This window comes from Mucilaginibacter sp. OAE612, assembly GCF_041806395.1.
In the GTDB taxonomy this organism is placed as follows: domain Bacteria; phylum Bacteroidota; class Bacteroidia; order Sphingobacteriales; family Sphingobacteriaceae; genus Mucilaginibacter; species Mucilaginibacter rubeus.
Genome location: NZ_JBGMUW010000001.1, coordinates 1,149,703 through 1,172,884, shown reverse-complemented (window position 1 = coordinate 1,172,884; position 23,182 = coordinate 1,149,703). Strand labels below are relative to the sequence as shown.

Sequence of the window (23,182 nt, the reverse complement as noted above, 5' to 3'; positions counted from 1 at the left end):
GTAGCTCTTTTGATCAATCGGTTTTAATTTTTAATTATGGCGGGGCCCTTCCCAGCGTTAATATGAAGTGAATTATATCGGTTACCAGTAACCTGACCGAATGCATGTTCGGGCACAAATCAAATATTATCATGGCAGATGTTTTGAACAATAGATTTTCTGCCGATAATTAACTGTCAATCACTGCGGAATGTAACCATCAGTAATTTAATTAGCCGTTAAAAATGGCTATACGTAATATCGGAGGAAGAAAATCCGTGTTTATATGGTTGTCCTAAATTTCTTTTAAAAAGTAGGAATTGAAAAGGGGGTAAAGCCTCAATATTGGGGGGATAAAGTGGCATTTTATCAGGGTTTACTACAATAGCCCGGCTTTTAATTTGCTTTTTCGCCAATTCAACGAATGCCCTTTGCTCTTAATTATTGTTATAAATACAATTAATAATTATTTACATTTGGATGCCTTATAAACTTAGTGTTTCAGCATTATATGACAGGTTCTGCCAAAAGTTAAGCGAACTGACGAATCATTTTTCAATGAGTATTAAATGAGTTTTTGATGGTTACTGGCCCTGAGAGGAAAATTCATCAAATGAACATTTAATACCTGGATATTAGAAAATTATTTGCAGGCACATGCAGAACAGCCAACAAACTCTGTTTTTATATTGCTAAATTGTTGAAGGTTACAAGTGTATCAAGTACAATATTAAACGCATTAGCCTGCCTAAGCCAAGGCGGCGATAACTGGTTTATAGTGTAAAAAATGTTAGCGATGATACGGAGTGTTGTATTTGCCTAATTAAAAGTGATAACGGATCTATGCATAAAGTTGTCTTGTTTTTTCTGATTAATCTTCTGTTTGTCAGTGTTGTGAACGCGCAGGCTCCGGTAACTTTTCCAACTAACGATGCAAGGAATTTTGCATTAAAATCATATACCACTCATGATGGCCTGCCTTCTGAAAATGTAACAGTGGCACTTAAAGACAGCCGGGGGTATATGTGGATAGGGACGGATAACGGGCTTTGTAAGTTTGACGGCTACACTTTTGAAAGTTTAGTGAATATTCCCGGAAATACCGCGAGTATAAGTTCAAATTTTATCAGTGCGCTGGCCGAAGACAAGAACGGAAAGATATGGGTTGGCACCATGGACGGCTTAAACATTTTAGATCCCAATACCGAGAAGTTTGAACGATTTTATCATAGCGATAAGATCAAAGAGTCGGTAAGTAATAATAAGATTTTTTCGATCTGCTGCGACAAAGAAGGAACAATATGGATAGGTACGGATGATGGTTTTAATCAATACGTGTCAAATAAGCGATCTTTTGTTAGTTATAAACCCAATCAGAATGATCGATTTTCAATAAAAGGCAAGTCGGTAAATGCAATTGTTGAGGATGATAAAAAAAACTTGTGGCTGGGAAACTGGAATGGTGGATTAAATAAATTCGATAAGGTAAGTAAACATTTCAGCAATTATCCGCAGACTGAATCTCAGCTTAAAAAAAGCCCCAATGATATTTGGAGCCTTTTTTACGATCAAAAAAACGGTTGCATTTGGGTAGGTACTTATTGGAGCGGCCTTTTTTGTTTTAATCCTAAAAACCAGCAATATACCCGGTTTTCGAGTCACGATAATATCAACGTAGGAGCTTTTAGCATTGATAAGGCTAATGACTCCACTTTAGTTGTTGGAAGTAACGGCGGGTTCTATTTTATAAATAAGGGTAATGGTCAATGGCGAAAGATTGGCGATATTAATAGTACTGCGGATGGATATGTTTATAATGATGGGGCCGGTATTATGTGGCTTTGTGGCAAAGACGCCTTAACAAAAGTTGATTTTACACAATATAAATTCCGTTTCATCCCCTTATCAATCGCGCCCCGCGAAGCAAAAAGTATGTTATTGCAAGGCAATATGTTGTGGCTGGCTACCAACGAAGGGCTATATAAGTTTGATTTACCGAAAAAGACAACAAAGTTATTTCAACATACCAATGATCCCTCAAGTATCAGCAGTAACCAGGTTGGTAAAATATATTTGGATAATGAGGGGGTGCTATGGGCAGCAACCGAAAATGGGTTTGATAAATTTGACAGCAGCAATAATAGGTTTATCCATCATTTTCACCATTCGGCCCTGAGTAATTTTTTTAATGAAGATGTTTTCAGGGATATTCTTGAAGTAAGGCCTCTCGAATATTGGCTCGCCACAGATGCCGGTTTAAAGATTTACCATGAAGAAACACAGCAATTTAAACATTATTATAATGACGACAGGAACCCCAATTCAATTGCCAGTAACCATATTTATAATCTTTTAAAAGATAGCAAAGGCAATGTATGGATCGGAACAAGCGGAAACGGTGTTGATCGTTTTGATCCTAAAACCGGGATTTTTCACCACTATACTTATAATGATAAAATTGCAGGCAGCCTCAGTAATAATATTGTGCATTGCATATTTGAGGATAGCAAAAAGAACATCTGGATCTGCACAGCCGACGGATTAAACAAATATGCTCCGGAAACCGATTCTTTTATTGTTTATTCACGTAAAAACAGATTTGCAAGCAACGTTTTCAACAGTGTAGTTGAAGATGAGGTGGGAAATCTTTGGATCAATTCTGCCACGGGGGTATCAAAGTTTACACCCCAAACATTAGCCATAACTAACTTTGATGAGGGCGACGGCGTATTTTCGCATTCGCTTATTTACAAATCTGCAGATGGGCAAATTTATTTAGCGGGAAATTCAGGTGTCGTGGTATTCGATCCGTCAAAAATTAAATTGAACGATAAAATCCCACCGGTTTACTTTACCGATTTTCAGGTGTTTAATAAATCTGTAAAACCGGGTGCTGATTCACCGTTGAAAAGACCTGTTGGTACAGCAGATACTGCCTTTCTTAATTATGATCAAAATGTATTTTCAATTGAATTTGTTTCGCTGAATTATACTCATCCGGAAAAAAATAGTTATCGGTATAAACTGGAAGGCTTTGACGAAAAATGGAATTTTAACGGTAACCAGCGAAGGGCTACTTACACCAATCTTAATCCCGGAACTTATAAATTTAAAGTTATAGCAAGTAATAATGATGGTATCTGGAACAAGACACCCAAATCCCTAATCATCATTATTTCGCCGCCATGGTACCGTACCTGGTGGGCATATACAATTTATGCCATAATCATTGGCGGGGTAGTTTATCTGTATCTTTTATACCGGGACCGTCAGGCTAAATTAAAATATGAAATCCAGATAGCGCATTATGAAAGCGAAAAGGAAAAGGAGCTCAGCGAGCGAAAGCTCGCCTTCTTTACCAATATTTCGCATGAGTTCAGAACACCATTAACATTGATCATTAATCCTATTAAGGAACTTTTATATAATGAAAAGAAGACGGTAGATACCTCCAATTTAACCATCGTTTACAGGAACGCACGCCGGTTATTAGGTTTAGTAGATCAGTTGCTGCTTTTCAAAAAGGCCGAATCGGAATCTGATCAATTGAGGATAAGTAATGTTAATATAATCGATTTATGCAGGGAGGTTTATTTATGCTTTGTACATGAAGCAAAAAGAAAACACATTCAACTTGAATTCATATCACCAACCGATTGTTTGAATGTTTATATCGACCGGGAAAAAACAGAGATCGTGCTGTTTAATTTGCTCTCAAACGCGATGAAGTTCACTCCAAAACTCGGTATAATTCGCGTTTGTGCAGAGGAATTTGAACAGACAGTTTCAATAATCGTTGAGGATACCGGCTGCGGAATCCCACCTGAAGTTGGCGAAAGACTTTTTAGCCGGTTTTACCAGGTGTCTGATTTGGCCAGTACCTCAAACGGAGGGTTTGGCCTTGGGCTTTATCTTGTTAAAAATTTTGTAGAGCGCCAGGCCGGAACTGTTGAATATCACAGCGATGCAGGAAAAGGGACAGCTTTTACAATCACTTTAAAAAAAGGGAAAGCGCATTTAAAAGATCAGATCATCTCAGAACAGCCAACAGCTACTTCTGAGTTTTTAAAAGAGTTGATAGATTCTGAAACTACAGCCCATGATATAGTGCCCGCAGCAGAGCCGGGAGAGGAAGTAACAGCGTCTGACCTCAAAACACTGTTAATCATCGATGACCACGAGGATATGAGAGAGTATCTCCGTCAGATATTTAAAATTGAATATAATGTTCTTGTAGCGCCAAATGGTGAGGATGGAATCAAGATTATTAATGAGCAGTGGCCGGATATAGTCATATGCGATGTGATGATGCAGGGCATGACCGGGATAGAAGTTTGCGCCGCTATTAAAGAGAATATAACAACATCTCATGTTCCCGTGATCTTATTAACCGCCAGTGCATCAAATGAAATTAAATTAAAAGGTATTGAAGGGGGGGCCGACGATTATATTGGAAAACCTTTTGATAAAGATATCCTGAAAGCACGGGTTAGCGGGCTGCTTAAAACCCGAAATACACTTCAGCAATACTTTTATAATGAAATTACGCTGAACAATAACCCGCACACTATCTCTATCGAGTACAAAAGATTCCTGGATTCCTGTATCCGAATTGTGGAAGATCATATAACTGATCCCGATTTTAATCTGCAATCCTTAGCCTCCGAATTAAATATGTCTTATTCGGGGATCTACAAAAAAATCAAAATGATTTCAGGCCAGCCAGCTAATAGCTTCATAAGAGCTATCAGGTTAAGAAAAGCCGCGCAGCTATTTGTTCACAGCGATTTAAATATATTGGAAACCGCTTATGCTGTTGGAATAAAAGATATAAAATATTTTCGTGAGCAGTTTAAAAAGGTGTTTGATTTAAAACCATCTGAATACATCAAAAAATTCAGGAAGAATTTTAAAAACGCCATGGTTAATCAGGGGGCCGAAAGAAAAATAAACCTGTAATACCTGCCTTGTTTACCCTTTTTAAAAAAGTTAAACTTAATCTTAGCCAGTAGTTTATTGGCTATTTTAAACCTATCCCGGCTCATATGCGTTTGATTATACTTTACTTTTTTTGAAGAAGTATCGCGATAAAAGCCGCCCGGTAAACCGTTTCCCGACGGAAAAGCAAAACAATACTGCTTACTTAGTTCTATACGCTTTACAAGAAACGTGATGAATATTATGTGGTAAGGTTAGTGACAGGATTAGTGATGTTTTTGGCCTGTATCATGGTATTTATAAAAAGAGAAAGAAAAATTAAAGAAATCTTTCGCCAGGATTATGAAATAAGAGCAAGCTACAAAGCCTGCTCTTATTGGAATTTATGTTACTTAAAAGCTAAACCTATGGAAACGCCACCTATTAGTTCACGATCTGTATAGTTTAGTTGCAAACCAACTCCTTAATAGGCTTCTTAATTCCAGTCGCCTGAAATATCTTTTGCTATTGCAGAGTTGGCATTCTTTTCTGCCAACGGTATCGGGAACAACACATTTTTATCCTGGAAAGGTTGTGTGCCATCTTCAATTTGCCTTTCGGCGTTGATAGTTTGCTTGGCAATACCCCAGCGAATCAGGTCGAAATAACGAACTTGTTCTCCCGTTAGTTCCAATTGTCGTTCACGCATTAATATCCGCATTGCATCGGTTTGGCTGCCTAATGATGTATAAAGCGGCGCATTAACACTTGGCCTACTGCGTACCTGGTTAATTAAGGCCAAAGGTTTATCACCCGTATTGCCCTGCTGAATATAACTTTCGGCCAACATAAGCAATACATCAGCATAGCGGATCACCTGGCCGTTGATACCGCTTTGCGGGCCACCAAAGGTAGCTACCTTGTTATAATATTCGTACTTAAGCCATTCGTAACCTTTTGTAGCGAAAGGATAAGCTATCGGACCGGTTGCACATTGTTGGCAATACTGTGTCTGTCCGCCGCTTGCGGCATCGCCGTAAAAAGTAAAAGCAGCACGTGGGTCAACGTAATTAACCGATGGATTTTGCGGGTTAGGGTAAGTGAACGCTTTAACAGCTGTTGTAGTGACATAAACGTTGTTCCAATCATTAAAGCCATATGATTGAGCGCGAACGGTATGTGTTGCCTTACCGCCCCAGGTTTCCTGGCCCCCAAACATATAATACTGGTTACCAATCCCCCAATCTGTCCACTGCTGGTTCATCACCTGGAAAATAGTTTCAGGGTTCAAGGCAGGATTATCCTGGTTAGGATCGTCAAACAGGTTATTATAAACTGGCGCCAGTGCATAGGTGTAAGGTTGCTGCGTTAGCTTGGTAAGCTCAGTCTGTGCCTGGCCCCATTTTTTTTCATAAAGGTATGATTTACCCAGCAACGCCACTGCAGCGCCCTGCGTAGCACGGCCATAGCTGGTTGCAGGGTAAGATATTGGCAAACCCGCTTCGGCATCCTTCAAATCCTGTTCAATAAATGCCCATACATCTGCAACTGACGATCTCGGCATATTGATATCGGCAGGTGTTGGCAGGGGTAAATATTTAGTACGTAAAGGTACCCGTCCAAAACAATTAACCAGGTTAAAATAAGCATAAGCACGCAAAAATTTGGCTTCGGCAACATATTGCGCCTGGTCGGTCGTTTCTGCAGCATTAGCTGGCTTCCACACCTGTGCCCTGTCAATAACAACATTGGCCCGTGCAATTAACTGGTAAAATGCTGACCATGTGTTGTTCATTACGTCAAGGTCGGGGCCAAAATTATACTGGGCCACTTGCAAATAATCACCTAAAAGGGGTTGGTTGTTTTTAGCGTCATATCCAAGCAGGTCAAAAGTAGTATAATAATCACCAGACCAAAAACCTGTATGCAGCAAAGCGGCGTAAGTGGCTACAACAGCCTGGTTTATCGCAACATCGCTATTAAAATAAGTATCATAAGTGTATGCACTTTTGTTTGTCAGATTCAGATCTTTTTTGCAACCTATTGAGAACGCAAGAAGTGCTGTCATCAAAAGGAATTTTATATATTTTTTCATGTTTTTATTTTTAAAGAATGCCTTTTAAAATGCTACTTGTATCCCGAATAAAAATGTGCGCGGTTGCGGTACCTGGCCGTTATCAATATTGCGGTTAAAAATAGTATCGTTTGAATTGTTATCGCCATAAACTGTACTTAACTCAGGATCATATCCTTTATAACCGGTGATAGTAAAAAGATTTTCGGCGGCCACATATATACGCAGTTTGCTTAAAACAGAACCTGAAAACGATTGCAGTGCGGCTTTACTAAAGGAATAGCCAAGGGTTATGTTACGCGCACGCAAATAGGAGCCGTTATCGATAAAAAAGTCTGATGGCCTTAAATTTCCGGATCCGGTTGCATTTTGCCCGGCTCTTGGCAGGAGAGCGTTATCGCCAGGTTTCTCCCATCTGTTTAATATAGCTGTTGAGGCATTATGTCCTGTTCCGGCAAACTCCAAACTTGATCTTAAATTGTTTCCAATCTGAACTCCCTGTACGCCTGATAATACCACATTAAGATCAAAATTACGATAAGTGGCCCCAAGGTTAATACCATATATGAACTTTGGAATAGCACTTCCCAAAACTTGCTGGTCTTTGCTGTCAACAACTCCATCCCCATTCAAATCCTTGAATATAAAATCGCCGGGAAGCAACCCTGTTTGATAAACCGCGTTGGCATCGCCGGTTTTTTGCTGTGCCGTTTTATTCAGGGCGTCAATTTCGGCCTGGTTTTTAGCTACATGGCCAACCCTGTAACCATAAAATGAGCCGATAGGATAACCTGCCTGGGTTAGTGTGTAAATTGCTCCTGTTCCACCAACAATCGGTGTTGGCGATTGTGTACCTAATGATATTGTTTTGTTATTATTGTAAGCACCGTTTACACTTACATTATAACTAAAACCGTTTTGGGGCTTTGAACGGTAACCTAATTGAAATTCGAAACCTTTATTTTGGGCATCCGCCGCATTAACAATCTCGTTACTGTTTGATGTGTTTATACCCACACCCAAACTTGGCGGCAAAGGTATCGCTACTATAAGGCCGCTGCTTTTACGATTATAGTAATCGGCCGAGAAAGTTAACTGGTTATTCAGGAACGTAAGGTCGATACCCGCGTCGGTTTGGTCGGTTGTTTCCCAATGTAATAAAGGGTTGGCGATAGTTATTACAGTTGTACCGTTAACAAACTGTTCGGTTTGGCCAAACGAATAAACGAGGTTTCCCGGCGGCCCGTTAAAGGTAAATACGCTGGTATTTGTAAGGCCAAATCTGTTATTACCTGTGCGGCCCCATCCTACGCGCAGTTTACCATCATTGATAAATGGCAATGCCGACTTGACAAAATCCTCCTGGGCAAAACGCCAGGCAAAACCACCACCCGGAAAGTTACCATAACGGCTTAACGGGCCAAAGTTTGACGAACCATCGCGCCTGATACTACCCGAAAGAATGTACTTATCGTTAAACGAATAGATTAAACGGGCATAATAGGAAATGACGTTGCCAAATTGAGTGTAATAGCCCGATGAATTACCCTGCACGGTAAGCGTAGGCGCTACACCGATATCTCGCACAGCATCTGATAACATACCAGTGCCCAGTACGCTAAGATATTTGGTGCTGCCTGCATCAATATAACTGGTACCTGCAGTTAATGAAATATTATGTTTTCCGAAGCTGTGATTATATGATAGGTAATTTTCGATGGTATAATTAGAATAGTTATTTGACGCACGACCTGCCTGCCTGCTGTATGCAAGGTTGTTGGAGGTAACATATGGTATTTGGTACGAATCGTTCACGCTGTTGCCATATACACCTGATACCTGCGAACGAAGAGTTAACCCGTTGATAATTTTCACCTCGCCGAATACCTGCGGAAATAAAACGAGGTCGTGGCTGCTTAAGGTTTGTACACCTAAAATCTGCAATGGGTTTACAGCATTGCTGTTATCATCAACGTTGGTAAGGATAGAGTAACCGCCGGGGATAGACGCATCATAAACGGGCTGATACGGTGCATAACCAAGCGCGTTACCAATACTTGTTACCTGGCCTGCAGTTTTAGTATACCGTAAGTTCAAGGTTTGTCCAAAATGGAAACGACCCAGTTTTTCATCTAATACAAACCGGTTATTAAACCTTCTAAAATTATAATCTTTAACTACGGCTTGCTGCGTAACGTATCCTGCCGACATGTTATAAGTAACCTTGTCGCTCCCTCCGCTTACGCTCAGGTCGTTTTGAGTTGAAACGGATGTTTTAAAAATCTCTTTCTGCCAATTGGTCCTGTCAACTAATACATATGGCGTGTTAAGTTTTGCCGGCACCGGGTTGTTATTGGTCGCGTCTATATCTTTAAGGAGCTTCACATAGTCGGCGGCACCCAGCAGATCAAGGTTTTTAGTGACGTTTGAAACACCCACCTGCGAATTAAATGTAATTTGAGTTGAACCCGCCTTACCTTTTTTGGTGGTGATGATCACAACGCCGTTTGCTGCAGCAACACCATATATTGCTGTGGAGGCAGCGTCTTTTAGTATGGTTATATTTTCAATATCCTGGGGGCTGATGGCGTTGAATAAATTGGCATCGCCCTGGATACCATCAATTACGTAAAGCGGACTAACATCGGTAAACGAGCCTGTACCGCGTACAATAATTTGAGCGCCCGAACCAGGCACACCGTTAGCCTGCATTACCTGAACCCCAGGTGCCTTGCCTATTAATAATTGAGCCGGGCTTGTAGATGTATTAGCCCCTGCATCTTTTGCGGTTACCACATTTACCGAGCCTATCAGGTCCTTTTTACGGGCGGTACCATAGCCAATTACTACTACTTCATTAAGGGCTTTACTATCACTTTGTAAATTTACATTCAGTACGGTTTTTCCATTTACTTTAATCTCTTGTTTTGTGTAACCAACAAAAGAAAATACAAGGGTAGCATCCCCCGTTACGTTGAGCGAATAAGAGCCATCCGTCCGGGTAATAACTCCGTTTTCCTTTCCTTTCTCTGCAACTGTAACCCCGGGTAGCGGACTGTTATCATCGGCCGATTTTACGACGCCTTTAATGGTGACTGTTTGTGCCATTACGGGCAATGTGCTCATAAACACCAGCAGTAGCAGCAAGTGCCGTAATTTAGCTGCGCTTAGCAGCCTGGTAAAATTTGTAATTTTCATTTTCATAATTGGTTTTTGTTGTTAAGTAAAACTTTTATTTAACCACAATTAATTGTTAAATAAACACCAATATTAAAATACAATCGATTGCGAAAATATAGCAAGCATCTCCATCCTGATTGTAAGAAAATATTAAATGAGCTTTATGGTTTATATAATAAGTAATTCTGGCGTTCAAAAATACTTTGCGGAGTAGCGCCATTTGTTAAAAAATAGGTGTACAAATGTTTCAATTTGTATATTTTCATGTTCTTACCATGCATCGATAAGCGCATACCAATATTTGGCTGTTACCGGCATTTTGAATTATTGGTGTTCAAAAAACAATTGTTTGTATTAAGCGCTACTGGTTCCCAAGCTATGACGTTCGCATTGGAATAGTTTTGTTATTCAAGTTGTCATCATCCGAGTATGTTTATGCGGTAGAAAGGCAGCGTTCTAAGAATCGACAAGGTTGTTAAGGATTTGCTTAATGATACCTTATATGGTTGATTTGAGGTTCAACATTAATGACTATCATTTATCATTCATTGAAAATGAAGCGCGGTATTTGTTATCCCAAACCGATTCCACGATTGCCCGGTAAAAGATTAAAATTTTCTAAAAGTTTTACCAGACAGCCTGTTTTTAGAGGCAGGAATAATTTTGCGGTTAAACAGCGGTTTACTTGAAAAACACAAAAAAAGGGCCTTTTTGAGGCCCTGAATAGTATTTATATGTATCGAAAACATTTTACCACACAATAGTGAACCGATCCTGTTATTGCAACGGCTTGGAATGGCTTTAAGCCTTCAATTATTCAAAAGTCGTATTTCATAAACAGGCCCGGCCATTGCACCCTTATCCGCCTGGAATTTTATCCGGAGACTTTGGTCTGCGTTGTATTTCAAATCGGCTGGTAAATCATATTCCACGGTATAGAAAGCGTCACGTTTACCATCTTTTAAATCAACTCTGACCAATTCCTGTTCATTGATAAGGACGGAGAACTTATGGTTCCTTTCAATTCCAAAATACGTGATACTAATTTTCTTTGCAGCTTTATTTTTATCGGTGAGCTTATAGCCGAACGCCCCCGTTGCAGCCCTAAAGTGCCTATTGAAATTAACGCCGGCAAAAGAATTCTCTTTTTCAATGAAATGATCTGACTCAGGCTGTTGCTCACCCGGAGTTACCAAATCGATAGTATTGGCAGCCAGTTTTGCTTCCTTCGCGTCCTCCTCCGCTAACTTAGCCTGCAATTCGTCAAAGCCTTTGGCCGATTCTTTTCGCCAGTACACTACATAACGGGCATCCTGTATCTTATAAAACGGCACCAGCTTCAGGTTTCGGTATTTAACCGGGTATATTAGTCGCCCGGCAGTAAAGGACATCGGTTTATTTTTATCACCAACTATCATGGGGGCATCATTAGCAGAATCGCTTACAAAAACCGGCATATCTGTAAGCTTATACAGGTTGCCCGCAGCAACATGGCCCATCCTGCTGTCATCGGCCTCACGGCCTTTTTGGGCAATTGTATCAATCACTGAAGCAAGCACGATCGGGCCATGCAATACGGCTTCATAATTGGAGCTGTCGGGAAGTTTCTCCGTCGTCGTCTGCATCGGTAATTGGACGGTGATGATATCTCCTTTCCGCCATTTTCTTTTTAACTGCGCATATGATGACGGCTGCGCTGTAACCTGAACAGGCCGGCCATTGATGTTAATTGAAAGTGCACCGGTTTTTACCCATGATGGATACCTGATGTTTATCCCGTATGCACCATTGCCAGTCTTCAAAATCTTCAGCGTAGTTGTTTCCTTGTCGGGGAACACGGTTTCCTGCTTAAGTTGCAAGCCCTTTTGCTTCCATATAAGCTGAGACGGAATAAACAGATTAACATATAGCTCGTTATCTGAATGGCTGTAGATCATTTCACCATACTTTGAATGATTTTCCATACCGGAGCCAACGCAACACCACATGCTTGTTTGTGGCTGGGAGTACACCCTGTAATGCCCGGGGCGCATCGGTGTAAAGTAAACAAAACCGCCCTTCCCCGGCCGCTGGGTTGTAAGGATATGATTATACAACGCCCGTTCGTAATAATCGATATAGGCAATATCCGGATCTGACCTGTACAGATCTTCGGTAAGCTTAAGCATGTTATAGGTATTGCATGTTTCGGGTCCTTCTACACTGGAGATCATGGTTGAGAAATCTGTAGCGGGGTTAAAATGTTCCCTTACGCTGTTACCACCTGTTGCTACCGACCGATGATGTACCACGGTTTGCCAAAAGAATACCGCAGCACGATTGTAGGCGGTATCACCGTTGTAATCAGCAATCCGCTTAAAACCTATCATTTTGGGGATCTGCGTATTTGCATGTAAATTATCCAGTTTATCCTGACCTTTTTCAAGCGGCTGAAGGAGAGCCTGGTGAGAGAAACTGTAGGCCGCGTCAAGGTATTTCTTTTCGCCGGTGATCCCGTATACATCTGCCAGTACCTCATTGACACCTCCGTGCTCATTCCCAAGCAGCTGCTGCATTTGTGACTGGCTAAGTGCAGTACTGATATTGTAAAACCAGTCTGCCAGTTTAATCAGCATGACTTTTGCTGTTTGATTATTTTCATACAGCCATGCATCGCGCAGCCCGGCAAATACTTTATGAATATTATAAAAAGGCACCCATTTCTTATTGAAATCTGTAAAATCACCCTTCATTACCTGGGGCCAAAGTCCGCGGCTTCCAGGCACGCCACTCAAATATCCGTCACCGTTTTTGTCCTGGCACAATTTAAGCTCATTGATCATGTAATCAAGGCGCTGGCGCATACGCTTATCACCGGTAGAAGCATACATCATAGCCAGGGCAGAAAGATAGTGGCCACCGATATGTCCATCCAGGCCCGAATTTTCCCAATTTGTATAACTTTTAGCTTTTTGTGGCAGCCCCGCCTCCCTCCTAAAAGGTGCAAGCAGGCGGTCGGGCCGCAGGGCAAGCATATAGTTGAGGTCTGTCTGCTCCTGTTCTTCAAAAATCCCCGGTAATAGCCTAACATCCTGTAGAGGAAAGCTTTTGACAACCTGCTTTTGTTGCGCCCACAGCAAAAACGGACTAAAAATCAATAAAAAAGCGATGCGTTTCATAATTGGGTTTTCATCGGCAAGATACATCATTAAGTGTTAAAACAACAATAAAAAGATAAAAGGCCTTCAAATCGCTAATTTGAAGGCCTTTACATTATTGTTCATTTTTAAATATCAACTACCGCTTATATCGCGGCGCATCTTTCATGCTTTTTGTGAAGAAAGAAAAAGATATAAGTTTTCTTAAGGGTTACATTATATTTTCACAAAGCCCCATTGCTGGTTACGCCCGCCAGAATAGGTCCATTGAACAGCAGCTACACCGTTATTAAGCGAAGCCCCGTTAACATCCAAAGCTTTCCCACTATTGGCATTGATGATTTTATAATATCCATTGTCTGTTAGCTGAATTGACCATTTTTGATTTGTGCCGCCATAGTAATCCCACAGGTCTACCTGTCCTCCGTCAGCTGTGTTCAAACCATAAACTTCGAGGCATTTTCCGGTTGCATGCATTGGAGTAAGCCTGTAATAACCGCCTCCCGCGTCTTCTACTTTAAATTGCTGGTTTGTCCCTGCTAAATAGTCCCACTGATCGGCCTGTGTTTGATTGGCAGTTCCCCAGCCTGCAAATTCCAATGCTTTGAAACTGTTTCTGCTGTAAATCTGGTAAACCTGGCCAACCTGAATTATTGAAGAGGTATTATTTTGCGCTCCCTGCAAAATGGCGGCTAAACCTTGCTGATCGTAAACGCTGTTGTTCTGCCTGTTAAAAATCCGACCCGGATTGGTTGAGTCCGTACCACCTGAATCAAAATAAAATGGTTTTAATCCATATTGTAATGCCTGGTGGACAAAATAATTGAGGTAATAACCTCTGCTTGCAAGTTGCAGGTTTAACGCATCGCCGGTAAGACCTAATCTGCGGTTTACTGCATATTCTCCCAACATAACAGGAATGCCCTTATCAACAAACTTTGTTTTCATCAACGAAAGTTCTGAAGTCATATACGACTCTTCACCCCAGGTAGCATTTCGTGAAGCATCGGTTGTAGAATGATACCCGCTGCCCCAATAATAGAACATATTACCCCAGCTTGCATCCGATGTCAAAAAACAAAACTGAGCCGGATCATAATAATGTACTTCAACCATTAAACGGTTGCTTGCCGGATCAGTTGGAAGCGTATTCATCAAAGTGTTGGTGCCATCAATGTTAGTACTTGGCCCTTGCACAAGCAGCACCCTGTAACTGTTATGCCCCCCGGTTGATCTGACCGCGTTAACAAATGTTTGATGATATGAAAGCAGCACACTCATCCCGGTAGCATCTGATACATTGGGTTCATTGGCGCTGGCAAAAATCACATGCTCGTCAAAACCACGCATTTGCGTGGCTATTTGCTCCCAAAAAGCTTTTTGTTTGGCGTTAACTGCGGCCTGTGCGGCGGTGGTACAATTGTTCTCCAGCCACCCGCCGTCCCAATGTATGTTCAATATCACATATAAGCCGTCATTAACGCAATATTGAACAACCTGCTGCACCCGGTTAAGCCACGATTGCTGTATTTGCCCGGTGTTTTGGTCAGAGTACTGGTCCCAATCACAGGGAATACGAATTGCCGTAAAACCGGCTTGCTTAACTTTATCAATAAGCGCCTGGGTTACCAAAGGGTTACCCCAGGCTGTTTCGCTGCCTGATGCTTCGAGTGTATTACCAATATTCCACCCCAATTGGAACTTTGCTGCAAGCTGGGCGGCTGTACTTGATACCCCGGTTTGATCAGGCGCAAGAGGTGACGTATTGTAACTTGGATAACTGGTTATAGCCAATGTTTTAACTGCTTTGGAAACAGGCGGCTTAACAACCGGACTGGCAATTTGTTGCTTTTGGCATCGGGTAAACAATAAAATCGCGACTACGCCGAAAAAATAGTTAAGTGTTCTCATATTTAAATATTAATTAGTTTATAGCAAAAAAAGAACAATTAAACAGCGCGCATAAACAAACGCTCTTTTAGCGATTACGCTTCTGTTTCAAATCTGTGCAGGTTGTTTTTTGGTTAAAGCCACTTTTCGGCTATTGGTTTGGGAGCCAAATATATAGGCCGATAAGGCCACAAAAGTGAATAAATAGGGTGCCGAATGTTTAATTTAAAAGAAAATACAGTGCTGGTGACTATAATCTTGAATACTATAGGTATAATCCAAGATAAAATGTAACGAAAATTATTATCAACTAAGATTAATGCCTTACTGAAGTAATTTAAACAAAACCAATTCGTTTTACTCCTTTAAGTTGTAAATAATAGTAATTTAGTAATATCATTAATACCTCAGCCTTCTTTAAATGATTAACAAGATAGAAAAGACAGCCGCGACCATGTCTGTAGGCTCGCCGCTACAAAATTTCGAGTTTTATACTTCCATTACTTTATTAACGGCAGTGGTAATTTTTCAAATCAGGTCGTCAACGAAAAAAAAGAAGCCCTGAATATTATTTGAAGTACTCGTAAGATATTTATAAAATATAGAGTAATAAATGTTGCTCACCAGCAGGCAAATAAATATGCGTGCAGCTTAATTGAACTGCCGAAAATGAAAAGAAGACTGTAAGAGGCTTAACTTTGCAAATTAAATAACAACCCATACCAGGAATACATCAGCAGGTGTACTCATTTAAAAGTATCACCTGCTGATGTATTAAAATGAGCTAACTGAAGGCTTACTAAAGTTTAACGATATTGATGAAAGCAACATCGTTTTCCCTGACAGGAAGATGCTTTAACACCTTACCTGATGCATTTACTGTAATATCCTCATGCCAGATGACTGCACCACTATTTTCCTTTTTTAGCTTGTCAACCTGTGCTTTTGTCAGTTGATCAGGTTTATTGAAAGACAGGTATGTTGTGTATGGATCATTTACCTTATATCCCGTTTTATAGATTTCCATCCGATATTTGCCGCTGGGCATACCGGATATTACCAACTCAACCTCTCCTTTTGATTTAGCAGGTAGGTCGCGGACATAGTAAGCCTGGTTATTGACAGAATCAGGCAAAGTATAAGTGTAATCCCAAAGCAACACCTGAACATCCCCTTTTTTATTTTTACAGGCCCAGGAGGAGCTATCCTGATCTGTTATTTCCGTTTCACCTAATTTGTTTAAAAAAGAATAGGCAAAAAAAGCCGGCTTCTTTATCCCCTGAGTATTGAGTAAACCGAAACCTCCGTGGAATGGCGTAAACCGTGGTCCGGCTTCTTCAAAGATGTCAGTGAACGTCCAGTAAGACATGGAATTGGCTGCAGATCCGGTTTGCTTCAATTTTTCAAGTATATATGCAGCTTCGTGATAGCTATCGTGTATGGGATCTGACGGAGTATAAGATGAGCTCCATTCAGTATAATGTAACTCGAGGCCCGGAATTGTGGAGTTTTCTATTTGCTTGCGTGAATTCCGAACATCACCGCTAACGCTTCCTTTGTTTTTGTCAAGTACGGTACCGGTTGAACCGTACTCGTCCAAAAAGCCTTGTTTTACACCATAAGCATGGGTACTTATAAAATCAATAGGAACTGAATTTTTGCTGCAAAAATCTATCATGTCAGGTACCCATGCCGCACCGGCAGTAGCCGGCCCTCCTACTTTATAGGCTGGGTTTACACTTTTTATCGCTTTCGCACTGTATTGATACAATTTAAAATAGTCATCTTGCGAACCGGTCCAAAAACCATCTTTGAGGTTCGGCTCATTCCAAACTTCAAAATACCATTTTTTTACTTCGTCAATTCCATACCGCTCGGTAAAATGCCGGGTAAGGTTACGGATCAAACCTTCCCATTTATTATAGTCTTTCGGGGGTGTTACATTTCCTCTCCACCAAAAAATTGTTTTATTACCACTTGCCAGCGCTCCCGGCATAAACCCCAGTTCAACAAACGGTTTCATGCCTATACTTAAAATATAATCATATAAAGCGTCAACGTATTGGTAATTATATTCCGGCTTACCATTCCTGTCTTCCCGGTAAACAGCCATATCGTCTGTAAGCAGGCCATGCATCCTGATATATTTAAAACCACATTCCTTTTGTACAGTGGCCAATTGTTGTTGCCAGTCGGCCCGCAAGCCTTCATTTGCACGCCCTGCTCCCACACATAAATTAAATGACGTATTAAAACGTCCTTTTTCTTTTTTAAAATCGATGTTAATAACCCTTTTAGCTTGATTTGCTTTTTCCGGGCTGTTACCCTGAGCAAAAACGTTACTAAAAAACAGGCTTCCTAAAATAATGGGTAAGATTTTCATATTGATTTTTATATCTCCGTTTACAAGACTTGTCTGATAATTATTATATGGAATACAATATTGGTACGCAGCGATAAACGAAGCTAAGCAATATTATATCAGAGGCGGCAAATGTATATTGTACCACGCTCCTTATTGTTGGTAAATAGGGATACAAATGTTAATTTTCAAATGATTGAATCTGCAATAACCTGCGCCGGCTTTTTCAACAGGTTTTAAAGTTGGTATTATTTTCGCATTTGTTAGTACTTTCCGGCTATTTTACCTTCAAATTTAAATGCCGATAGCTGTTCTTAAACGCTTCACTTTTACTTTTTTTTTGAATATTGTCGGCTCTGCAATGGCATTTCGCCTCCTATCCTTGACGAAAATAAGTTTAATTAGCTTATAATCAATTAGTTAGTTTCAATTAACATTTGTACCCCCATTTGTAAACAATCGATTGCGATTGGTCATCTAACTTCATCCTCCATAAAGCGGCATATCTTCTATACCGATGCCGTAGTCTGACGCCTGAACAAAGGGACAGATGAGATAACCAATTTTATGAATAACCTAATTTAAACTAAGCATTATGCCAAAACGCGTACTTATTAATGCCTGTGCCATTCACGAGGCAGCCCATTAAAAAATCAATTCAGGATTTATTGTAAATATCCCGTCCGCATTACGTCGGTATACTTCCGTGTAAACATACAGATGCTGTCCCCGACACCGGTTCCACAGCATCAAATGTGAATATGACAGGATAAATCAATGTCCGAAACCAATCAAATAAACAAACCAAATAACCAAACAATTATGAACCTCAATTAACATGGAAAAAGATTTACGAAAAAGATTAAGACATGTAGTACTGCTGTTTACAACTTTGTTGTTGCTAAACCTTACAGGTTACGCGCAAAGTGTTAAAATTACAGGTAAAATTACCAGTGCAGACAATAATCAGCCTCTGCCCGGTGTTACAATCAAAGTAAAGGATTCGCCAACAGGCACGCTATCTGGTGCAGATGGCAGCTACAGTATCAATGCAAAAAACGGGGATGTGCTGATTTTTAGCTTTATAAGCTACAATTCCCAGCAAATATACGTAAGCTCATCTACCGTTATAAACGTAGCCCTCAAACCCGCAACCAGCGACTTGAACGAAGTTGTTGTAATTGGTTATGGCACCAGGAAAAGACATGACCTTACCGGTGCTATATCGTCGGTAACAGCGGCAGACCTGTTAAAAGCGCAACCTACCACATTTGACCAGGCCTTACAAGGAAGAGTAGCGGGTGTGGTTGTGCAGCAGGTGTCAGGCCAGCCCGGTGGTGACGTTAACGTGCAGATCCGCGGTTTGGGTGGTTTTACAGGCGCTCCTCCGCTATATGTAATTGACGGTGTGCAGATCCCACCGAATGGACAGTCGGCAATTGCAGGCAATGGCACCAACCCCTTATCCAGCATCAACCCTTCAGATATAGCTTCGATAGATGTGTTAAAAGACGCTTCAGCTACCGCTATTTATGGTTCGCAGGCATCTAACGGTGTAATTATTATTACCACTAAAAGAGGCGCCACAGGCCCACCGCTAATTAGTTATGACGGATACCAGGGCTGGCAAAAATTACCCAAGTATTATGATGTGATGGATTTAAGGCAGTACGCCACTTTCATGAATGAAAAATCGGCAATTATCGGTTATGATATGCGGCCGCAATTTGCTAATCCTCAATACCTGGGTGTTGGTACCAACTGGCAAAAAGCCCTGTTCCGCACTGCTCCTATGCAAAACCATAATTTAGCCATCAGCGGTGGTGATAACAGGACAAAATATTATATATCAGGCACCTATTTTTCCCAAACAGGGATAGCGTTAGGCTCAGATTTTAAAAGGACTTCGGTAAAAGCAAATATCGATAATAAAACCACCGATTGGTTGAAGGTTGGCATCAACTTGAATATGGCGCATGTGGCCGAGAATGTTACCACTTCCAATACAGGTGTGATTTTGCAAGCGCTTAATCAAACGCCCGATGTAGCTGTAAAAAACCCTGATGGTACATGGGGAGGTAATGATCCCAATATTTATGGTGCGGTGGGCACTAACCCATTTGCAATAGCAACTATTGTGAAAGATTTTAAAAGCCGCTACCAGCTATTCAGTAATGCTTATGCAGAAATCCAATTCACCAGGGATTTAACCTTGCGTAATGAGGTAGCAGGAAATTTCGACTTTGCAACGGAGGATTACTTTAATCCAAGTTATGTTATGGGTGCGTACACCAAAAGTAATAACAACGGTACTGCTTCAAGCGCGCAAAATTTCTATAACTCAATTTCGAATTATTTAACCTACCAGCACACATTTGCAAAAAAATACTGGGTAAACGTAGTGGCTGGCCATGAAGCCCAGTTGCTTAAAAATAGCGGCATATCGGCTACCCGAACCAATTTTGCAAGTAATAACGTACAAACAATCAGCAGCGGCGACGCCACAACTGCAACCAATACTGGTGTTAAGGGCCAGGGATCTTTGGAAGCCTACTTTGGCAGGGCTAACTTTACCTACGACGACCGTTATTTGTTAACCGCAACCGTCCGTCATGATGGTTCATCGAAATTTGCCGAAGCTAACCGGTGGAACACCACATATTCCGGTGCCCTTGCATGGAAAATTAACCACGAAAATTTTCTTAAAAGTGTAAAAGCGATCAATGATCTTAAGCTCAGGCTCGGCTACGGATTGGTAAACAATCAAAATATTGCTGAATATGCTTATGGTTCAACTTTAAGTACGATATCTACAGGCTTGTCAGGTAACTCGCAAATAGCTACAACAACCGGAAACCCAAACATCAAATGGGAAACTACAAAATCATATAACATTGGCCTGGATGCAAGCGTGTTAAATGGAAGAATCAGTTTATCCGGTGACGTTTATTACCGCAAAACCAATAACCTGTTGCTTAGCCTTACCCTGCCGTACTACTCGGGAACATTTGCCGCCGGCGGATATTCACCGGGTGCAGTGCAGGCTCCATATGTAAACGTTGGCGCGGTGAGCAATAAGGGGTTTGAGTTTTCACTTTCTACGCAAAACATCCGGTCAAAAGATTTTAACTGGACCACAAATATTAACTTTTCCCGAAATATCAACAAAGTGCTTGCTTTGGTTGACGGCACCCCTGCCATTTACGGTTCTGTTTCCAAAACTGTTGTTGGCCGTTCAATCGGCGAATTTTACGGGTATCAGGTACTGGGCATTTATAAAAATGCCGCAGATTTTGCAAAATACCCCGCTTTGCCCCAAAATGGCAGCGGCCCCATACCTATAACGCCCGGCTCTGGCGGTGTTTGGGTAGGTGACGTCATTTTTAAAGACATTAACGGCGATGGTAAAATTGACGCCAACGATCAAACCTTTTTGGGCTCTCCTATGCCTAAATTTCAATTTGGCATCAATAACAGTTTCAACTATAAAAATTTCGACCTGAATATTTTTATGGCCGGCAATTATGGCAATAAAGTTTATAACCAGTTAAAGGTAAACGGCGATAACCCTAATCAAAACTTTGGTTATTTCCCGTCTGTGTTCAACTATGCAAAAATCGGGTTGATTAATCCAACCGGTTCCAACTCGGATATCAACAATGTATTCATTACAAACCCTTCAACCAATATTGTCAGGATTAGCCAAAGCAGCGGTAATGATAACCAGCGTTTTTCCGACAAATACGTCGAAAACGGTTCGTTCTTAAAGTGCAAAAGCATCGCTTTAGGATATAGCTTTTCAAATAACCTTTTAAACAAAATCAAATTACGGTCACTAAGGGTATATGTCAACGTAACCAATGTGTTCACCATTACTAAATATACCGGCTACGATCCTGAGATTGGCTCATGGAACCCATTAGCAGCCGGTATTGATAATGGATATTACGCCCAGCCGCGTGTTTACACATTTGGCCTTAATCTATCCTTAAACAATTAAAATCAAGATTCATGAAACGCATCAAAATAAATATAATCTTGCTGGTTATCGGCATAATTATCATAAGCAGCTGCAAAAAAGATTACCTCAACCGGCCCCCTTTAACCGGTATCACCACTGATAATTTTTATAAAAGCGGTTCGGATTTAAGATTAGCTACAGCTACTCTGTATGCACAGCCCTGGGCTACCTGGAATAACTTTCCATTGCTTGGTATGGGCGACATCATGAGCGGTAATATGTTGCAGCCTTATAACGCCGATCTTGTTCAGCTTACTACCTTTTCCATCACGCCGCAAAACGGAACGCTAACATCGGCATGGCAAAGCTTTTTTAACGTTATAGCGCATTGCAATATCAATCTTAAAGCCATTAATACCAAAATGCCAGATAGTGTAGCCGTAAAAAGTAAAACAGGCGCGCTTGGTGAAATAAGGTTTATTCGTGCTACTTCCTATTTTTATCTTGCCCAGTTATGGGGCCCCGTACCTATTGTAGAAGATAACGATAAGTTGATAACTAACCCGCTGGTACCTCGCCATAAGCTTGAGGATGTATACAAGTTTATTATCAATGATTTAAGATACGCCGTTGCTAATTTACCCCGAACTGATCAGCCTGGCCGTGTTACTACATGGTCGGCACAGGGTATGCTGGCAAAAGTTTATTTAACCCGGGCCGGTTTAAATCAAAAAGGCTCACGCAACCAGTCTGATCTGGACAGCGCCGCGTACTATGCCGGTAATGTTTGCAAAACCAGCGGTTTATCTCTTTTACCAAGCTACTACAATCTTTTCAGGACCCAGTATAATGACAATTCTGAATCCTTATTTGCCTATCAATGGGCGCCCGGCGTACCATACGGGCAAGGTAATTCAATACAAGCCCAATTTGCACCAAGCGGCAGCCTGGTTACCGGCGGCGGCGGCTGGGGGGGAGCAATTGGCCCAACGATAGATCTTGCAAACCAGTATACTGCCCAGGACTCGGTACGCCGCAAAGCTACATTCATGCTTACCGGTGATAAATACCCTGAGCTTAACGCGGCAGGCGGAGGCTACACAGCAACTGGTGTAAATGTTAAAAAACACATAGTTGGTACCGCAGCCGATAATAATTCGCCTACTATGGACCTTTGGTCATCTATCGAGCATAATACAGTATTACGCCTTGCTGATGTATACTTAATTTATGCCGAAGCTTTATTAGGCAATAACGCATCAACTACTAACGCGGATGCATTGCTTTATTTCAACCACGTACGCAGCAGGGCCGGTGTTGATGTTGTTACCCAACTCACTCCTGAGATCATCATGAAGGAAAGGCGGATTGAACTGGCTTTTGAAGGCCAATACTGGTTTGACCTTGTGCGCCTTTCTTATTACGACCCTAATAAGGCAATCTCGATAATTAGTAAGCAAATAACCCTTACAAATGACCCTGATCCTAATAACAGGTATATACCGCGTTCGCAATTTAGCTATGATCCGGCCACTGGAGTAAAAAAAGCATCTAATAATAGCCTGATCATAACGCCGCCGACCATTAACACATTTATGCTGCCTATACCGGCAAATGAGCAAACGGCAGACCCTAAGTTGTTAGAGGCTCCTGTACCCTATTATTAATTGCATTCAGAATCA

General features: G+C 41.1%; 8 protein-coding genes. 3 read left to right on the top strand and 5 right to left on the bottom strand.

Annotation, left to right across the window (positions count from 1 at the left end):
* Nucleotides 1-822: 822 nt before the first annotated feature.
* Entirely contained in the window at nucleotides 823-4,938 is a 4,116-nt protein-coding gene (locus tag ABID99_RS04990; protein WP_188833823.1) for a hybrid sensor histidine kinase/response regulator transcription factor, read from the top strand.
* Between the two features lie 454 nt (nucleotides 4,939-5,392).
* Here the strand turns inward: ABID99_RS04990 and ABID99_RS04985 are convergent, their stop codons facing one another.
* The 5 genes from ABID99_RS04985 to ABID99_RS04965 form a co-directional block, all read right to left on the bottom strand.
* Entirely contained in the window at nucleotides 5,393-6,991 is a 1,599-nt protein-coding gene (locus ABID99_RS04985; protein ID WP_188833824.1) for a RagB/SusD family nutrient uptake outer membrane protein, read from the bottom strand.
* A 24-nt stretch (nucleotides 6,992-7,015) separates the two neighbouring features.
* Nucleotides 7,016-10,168: a SusC/RagA family TonB-linked outer membrane protein gene (locus ABID99_RS04980; RefSeq protein WP_373613061.1), complete on the bottom strand. Its 3,153-nt coding sequence runs from the start codon at nucleotides 10,166-10,168 to the stop codon at nucleotides 7,016-7,018.
* 791 nt (nucleotides 10,169-10,959) lie between these two features.
* The gene (locus ABID99_RS04975) at nucleotides 10,960-13,338 is read right to left on the bottom strand and encodes a beta-L-arabinofuranosidase domain-containing protein (RefSeq protein ID WP_373613060.1); all 2,379 of its coding nucleotides are present in this window, start codon (nucleotides 13,336-13,338) and stop codon (nucleotides 10,960-10,962) included.
* Between the two features lie 165 nt (nucleotides 13,339-13,503).
* Nucleotides 13,504-15,198 (bottom strand): cellulase family glycosylhydrolase, encoded by a 1,695-nt coding sequence (locus tag ABID99_RS04970; protein WP_373613059.1) that lies wholly within the window; start codon nucleotides 15,196-15,198, stop codon nucleotides 13,504-13,506.
* A 778-nt stretch (nucleotides 15,199-15,976) separates the two neighbouring features.
* Nucleotides 15,977-17,560 carry a glycoside hydrolase gene (locus ABID99_RS04965; RefSeq protein ID WP_373613058.1) on the bottom strand — a complete coding sequence of 528 codons (1,584 nt, stop codon included), beginning with the start codon at nucleotides 17,558-17,560 and terminating at the stop codon, nucleotides 15,977-15,979.
* Between the two features lie 817 nt (nucleotides 17,561-18,377).
* On the opposite strand from ABID99_RS04965, the gene ABID99_RS04960 reads away from it, so the two are divergent.
* The gene (locus ABID99_RS04960) at nucleotides 18,378-21,539 is read left to right on the top strand and encodes a SusC/RagA family TonB-linked outer membrane protein (protein WP_373613057.1); all 3,162 of its coding nucleotides are present in this window, start codon (nucleotides 18,378-18,380) and stop codon (nucleotides 21,537-21,539) included.
* Nucleotides 21,540-21,550: 11 nt separating this feature from the next.
* Nucleotides 21,551-23,167, top strand: coding sequence for a RagB/SusD family nutrient uptake outer membrane protein (locus ABID99_RS04955; protein WP_373613056.1), 1,617 nt, complete (start codon nucleotides 21,551-21,553; stop codon nucleotides 23,165-23,167).
* The last annotated feature ends 15 nt before the right edge of the window (nucleotides 23,168-23,182 follow it).